Genomic DNA, 4,337 nt, shown 5'->3' with positions numbered 1-4,337 from the left:
GGCCGTGCAGCGGGCCGAGCGCGTCGCCGCGCGCCACCGCCGCGTCCGCCTCCCGCGCCGCCCGCCGGGCCGCGTCGTAATCGCGGGCGACCATGGCGTTGACGGCGTCGTCCACCGCCTCGATGCGGGCGATGCAGCTTTCCAGCAATTCGCTCGGCGCCAGACGCTTCGCGCCGATCAGGGCGCGGGCCTCGACGGCGGTGAGGTCGCAGGGGTCGGTCATCGTCGGCTCCTCAATAGCCCAGCGCCATGCCGTCCTTGCGCGGGTCGGACCCGCCGATCAGCACGCCCCGCGCGTGATCGATCCAGATCGCCTGCCCGCCGCCATGCGGCATCACGAGATCGAGCGGATCATGGCCCATGCGGCGCAGCGCCTCGATGCTCTCGCGCGGGATGCCGCGCTCCACTTCCAGCCGGCCGCCGAAGGGCATCAGGCGCGGCAGATCGAGCGCCGCCTGCGGGTCCATGCCCCAGTCGAGCATGTTGGTCAGCAGCAGCGTCTGGCCCATCGGCTGGAAATGCCCGCCCATCACGCCATAGGGCATCACCGCGCGCCCGTCGCGCATCAGCATGCCGGGGATGATCGTGTGCATCGGCCGCTTGTGCGGCGCGATGCAGTTCGGGTGTCCGCGCTCAAGCCGGAAGGAGAAGCCGCGATTGTGCAGCATCACGCCCGAGCCTTCGGCGAGGATGCCGGAGCCGAAGCTCATGAACAGCGAGTTGATGAAGCTGCACGCATTGCCGTCGCGGTCGACGACGCAGAGATAGACCGTGTCGCGATGCGCCGGCAGCGCCGCCTCGCCCGCGCGCGGCAGGTCGCGCATGGCGCGGTTGTCGGCGATCAGGCCGCGCAGCGCCGCCAGATAGGCGGGATCGGTCAGGCGCGCGACCGGCACGTCCACCTGCGCCGGGTCGGCGAGGAAGGCGTCGCGGTCGCGATAGGCGAGGCGCGCGGCCTCCACGTGCCGGTGCAGCCGCACCGGGCCGAGCGGCCCGTCCGGCGCCGGTTCGAACCCCTCCAGCATGCCGAGGATCTGCAGCACCAGCAGGCCGGAGCCGTTGGGCGGGCACTGATAGACCTCGTGGCCGCGGAAGCCGGCGTGGATCGGCTCGACGAAGATCGCGCTCTCGCGCCCGGCGGCGAAATCGGCCTCCGTCTGGATGCCGCCGCGCGCCCGCAGGGCGGCGACCATGTCGGCCGCGACCGCGCCCTCGTAGAAACCGCGCGCGCCGTGTTTCGCGATGGTGCGCAGCGTCTCGGCCAGCCGCGTCTGCACGAACCGATGCCCCGGTGCCGGCGCGCCGCCATCCGGCAGGAAGGCGGCGGTGCCGTTGGCGCGCAGCCGGTCGAGCGCGCCCGCCCAGTCGGCGGCGACGCGGTCGTGGACCGGCCATCCGTCCTCGGCGAAGCGGATCGCCGGGCGCAGCAGCTCGTCCAGCCCCCTGGTCCCGTGCGCCGCCAGCAGCGTCTCCCACGCCGACACCGCGCCGGGGATGGTGACCGTGTGCGGCGAGGCGGGATCGAGGGCGGTGATGCCCTGGCTCTCGAACCAGTCGATCGTCGCCCCGGCGGCGGCGCGGCCCGAGCCGTTCAGCGCGATCACCTGCCCGCTGCCCGCGGGTGCATACAGGCAGAAGCAGTCGCCGCCGATGCCGGTGGAGTGCGGCTCGATCACCGCCAGCACGGCGGCGGCGGCCACCGCCGCGTCCAGCGCGTTGCCGCCGGCGCGCAGCACGTCGAGCGCGGTCAGGGTCGCGGCCGGCATCGACGTCGCGGCCATCCCGCCGGTCGCATAGGCCGGGCTGCGCCCCGCCAGGTGGAAATCGCGCATCGCTCGCCCTCTGCCTGTCCGAACAGCAAGCACAAACCACTACCGCCACGCGGGTGCGTGGGGAAGCCGCCACCGTGCAGGGCGGCCCGTCGCCGCCGTATCGACAGGCGGCGCGGCGGCTGGCACATGCGGGGCCGGCATGGAGCGGCGGACGGGCGCGGGATGGCAACGCACTACTACACGGTGACCTGGGATCAGCTGCATCGCGACGGGCGGGCCCTCGCGTGGCGGCTGATGGAGCGCGGGCCGGTGCGCGGCGTGGTCGCGATCACGCGCGGCGGCCTCATCCCCGCCGCCATCGTCGCGCGCGAGCTGGAGATCCGGCTGATCGAAAGCGTCTCCGTCGTCACCTATGACGAGGAGGCGCGCGGCGAGCCCGTCGTCGTCAAGGCGCCCGCCGCGGCCGGCGACGGCGAGGGGTTCGTGATCATCGACGATCTGGTCGACACCGGCACGACCGCGCGCATCGTGCGCGCGCTGCTGCCGCGCGCGGCATTCGCCTGCATCTATGCCAAGCCGGCCGGGCGCGACATCGCCGACGTGTTCGTCACCGAGGTGTCACAGGATACGTGGATACTCTTTCCCTGGGACACCGAACCGCAGTTCGTCGCCCCGCTCGCGAAGCGCCCGCCGGGTTAGCGGCGCGTCGCGGGCTTTGCGTCAGGTCGATGAAATTGCATGCCCTCGCCCTTCGGTAGGTAGGCATCGCGCGGCCGCCCCGCTTGAGTGCGCCCCGCATCGCGCCATGTCGCGCGGCGCGGAGCGGGAGGGGCGCGCGTGTCGGGTACCAAGGTTCTGTTCGCCGGCTATGATGCCAACTTCAACCAGGGTCTTTGGATCAGCGACGGCACGGCAGCCGGCACGCAGGAACTGATCCCCGCGGGCAGCAACGGCAATCTCGCGCCGTCGAGCCTGGTCGCCGATCAGGGCATCGTACTGTTCAGCGCGATGAACAAGGCCGGCGTGTACGGCCTGTGGACCACCGACGGCACGAGTGCCGGCACGCAGGAACTCACCGTCGCGGGCGCATCGACCGGCGGCCTGCTGCCGAGCGGTCTGACCTATTACGACGGCAAGGTCTATTTCCAGGCGTCGGACGCCGCGAACGCGCGCGGCCTGTGGGTTAGCGACGGCACCTCGGTCGGTACGAAGGAAATCACCGTCAACGGCGCCGCGACCTTCGGCGTCAATCCCACCGACCTCACAGTCGTCGGCACGACAAGCGGGTCGCGTCTCGCCTTCGGCGGCGCCGACGCGAACGGCAACACCGGCTTGTGGATCTCCGACGGCACGACCGGCGGCACGCAGGAAATCTACGCCGGCACCGCGTCGGGCGGCGTCGCGCCGCAGGAAATCACCCCGCTTTCGACGAGCGAGTTCCTGTTCGCGGGCTTCGACGCCGGCGGCAACGCGGAACTGTTCGTCAGCAACGGCACGGCCGCGGGCACCAAGGAGCTGACGGGCATCGCGGGCGCCGCCACCGGGAGCGATTTTGTCGCGCAGGGCGGCAACATGGTCGTGATCGGCGGCCACGCGATCTTCGCCGCTTATGACAATACCAGCAGCAACGCGGGCCTGTGGACGAGCGACGGCACCGCCGCCGGCACGCACGAGATCGCGGTCAGCGGCGCCAGCACCGACCTCGGGCTGACGCCCGGCAATTTCGTCCAGCTCGGCACGCTGGCGCTGTTCAGCGGCTTCGATGCCGCCGACCATGACGGGCTGTGGGTGACGGACGGCACCTCGGCCGGCACGCACGAGTTGACGGGCATCACGGGCGCGGCCGCCAATTTCAGCCCGACCGGCATGACCGACGCCGGCGGGCTGGTTTATTTCAGCGCCCTCGACGCCGCCGGGCATCAGGGCCTGTGGGTCACCAACGGCACCGCGTCGGGCACGCACGAGATCGTGCCGACCAGCAACGCCGATACGTCCGGCCTCGCCCCCTCGGGCTTCGCGGTGCTCAACCTCGCCTGCTTCGCCGCCGGCACGCGGCTCGCGACGCCGGATGGCGACATCGCGGTCGAGGCCGTGACCGTGGGCACCGTTCTGCGCGGCGCCGATGGCGCGCCGATGCCGGCGGTCTGGATCGGCAGCCGGACGGTCGACTGCGCCCGTCATCCGGCGCCGGCCAGTGTCTGGCCGGTGCGCATCCGGGCCGGCGCGTTCGCCCCGGGCCAGCCGGCGCGGGACCTGTATCTCTCGCCCGACCACGCCGTGTTCGCCGAGGGCGTGCTGATCCCGGTGCGCCACCTCGTCAACGGCACGACGATCGCGCAGGTGCCGCGCCCGTCCGTCACCTATTACCATGTCGAACTGGCGCGCCACGGCGTGCTGCTCGCCGACGGGCTCGCGTGCGAGAGCTATCTCGACACCGGCCAGCGCGCATCCTTCGCGCAGGGCGGGGCGGCGATCGCCCTGCACGCCGACTTCGCGGTGCGGGCGCGCGAGGCGGGGGCCTGCGCGCCGTTCGCGGTGGCCGGGACGGCAGTCGATCGCGTCCGC

Annotated in this window: 4 protein-coding genes; 2 read left to right on the top strand and 2 right to left on the bottom strand. The window is 72.4% G+C overall.

Translation table 11 applies throughout. The features are described 5' to 3' along the window. Together B8460_RS16745 and B8460_RS16740 are read right to left on the bottom strand one after the other, a co-directional pair. Nucleotides 1-223, bottom strand: a 223-nt coding sequence (locus tag B8460_RS16745; protein WP_048862756.1) for an amidase family protein, incomplete at its 3' end; no start/stop codon positions are given. Between the two features lie 10 nt (nucleotides 224-233). Then, nucleotides 234-1,832, bottom strand: coding sequence for a gamma-glutamyltransferase family protein (locus tag B8460_RS16740; RefSeq protein WP_048862755.1), 1,599 nt, complete (start codon nucleotides 1,830-1,832; stop codon nucleotides 234-236). A gap of 162 nt (nucleotides 1,833-1,994) precedes the next feature. On the opposite strand from B8460_RS16740, the gene gpt reads away from it, so the two are divergent. Both gpt and B8460_RS16730 read left to right on the top strand, forming a co-directional pair. After that, complete coding sequence (gpt, locus tag B8460_RS16735) at nucleotides 1,995-2,471, top strand: xanthine phosphoribosyltransferase (protein WP_048862754.1); 477 nt, start codon at nucleotides 1,995-1,997, stop codon at nucleotides 2,469-2,471. A gap of 138 nt (nucleotides 2,472-2,609) precedes the next feature. Next, nucleotides 2,610-4,337, top strand: a 1,728-nt coding sequence (locus tag B8460_RS16730) for a Hint domain-containing protein (RefSeq protein WP_158322928.1), incomplete at its 3' end; no start/stop codon positions are given.

The sequence above is a fragment of the Acidisphaera rubrifaciens HS-AP3 genome (assembly GCF_000964365.1).
Classification (GTDB): domain Bacteria; phylum Pseudomonadota; class Alphaproteobacteria; order Acetobacterales; family Acetobacteraceae; genus Acidisphaera; species Acidisphaera rubrifaciens.
Note: the sequence above shows the minus strand (reverse complement) of the source record. Positions and strands in the feature narration are given on the sequence as shown.